Source organism: Pseudomonas sp. NPDC079367, from assembly GCF_044542195.1.
Lineage (GTDB): Bacteria > Pseudomonadota > Gammaproteobacteria > Pseudomonadales > Pseudomonadaceae > Aquipseudomonas.
The window spans coordinates 1-1070 of record NZ_JBITTW010000100.1; the positions used below are offsets into that span (position 1 = coordinate 1).

The following is a 1070-nucleotide window of genomic DNA, read 5'->3' on the forward strand; positions in this document are numbered from 1 at the left end:
TGATGGAGCAACTGCCCCATCTGCTGATCGAAGGCATGCTGATCAGTGCCCGTGCGCTGAAAACTTACCGTGGCTACATCTTCCTGCGCGGCGAATACACCACCGCCGCCAAGCACCTCAACCGTGCCGTGGAAGAAGCCAAGGCGGCCGGCCTGCTGGGCAAGAACATTCTCGGTTCGGGTTTCGATTTCGAGCTGTTCGTCCACACCGGCGCCGGGCGTTACATCTGCGGTGAAGAAACCGCACTGATCAACTCCCTCGAAGGCCGCCGCGCCAACCCGCGCTCCAAGCCGCCCTTCCCTGCCGCCGTCGGCGTGTGGGGCAAGCCGACCTGCGTGAACAACGTCGAAACCCTGTGCAACGTGCCGGCGATCATTGCCGACGGCGTTGACTGGTACAAATCGTTGGCCCGCGAAGGTTCCGAAGACATGGGCACCAAGCTCATGGGCTTCTCCGGCAAGGTCAAGAACCCGGGCCTGTGGGAACTGCCATTCGGCGTCACCGGTCGCGAGCTGTTCGAAGACTACGCCGGCGGCATGCGCGACGGCTTCAAGCTCAAGGCCTGGCAGCCAGGGGGTGCCGGTACCGGTTTCCTTCTGCCGGAGCACCTCGACGCACAAATGTATGCCGGCGGCATCGCCAAGGTCGGCACGCGGATGGGTACCGGTCTGGCGATGGCAGTGGATGACAGCGTCAACATGGTCTCGCTGCTGCGCAACATGGAGCAGTTCTTCGCCCGTGAATCGTGCGGTTTCTGCACCCCGTGCCGCGATGGCCTGCCATGGAGCGTCAAGCTCTTGATGGCCATCGAACAGGGCAAGGGTCAGCCAGGCGACATCGAGACCCTGCTGGGTCTGGTCGGTTTCCTCGGCCCGGGCAAGACCTTCTGTGCTCACGCACCGGGTGCCGTGGAGCCATTGGGCAGTGCCATCAAATACTTCCGTCCAGAGTTCGAAGCCGGTATCGCGCCTGTCAGCGCCGCCGTCCCGCCTCTGGCAAGGCCGATCGTAGTCGGCGCGTAAACGCTTAAAAAGGCGAAGGGTCCGTGCCCTTCGCCTAAAGGCGAAGGG

1 protein-coding gene is annotated in these 1070 nt (G+C 63.2%); it reads left to right on the forward strand.

The window, feature by feature from the left end; all coding sequences use genetic code 11:
* On the forward strand, positions 1-1022 hold a 1022-nt coding region (locus ACIGDJ_RS28335; protein WP_397504729.1), incomplete at its 5' end, for an NADH-ubiquinone oxidoreductase-F iron-sulfur binding region domain-containing protein.
* Between the last annotated feature and the right edge of the window lie 48 nt (positions 1023-1070).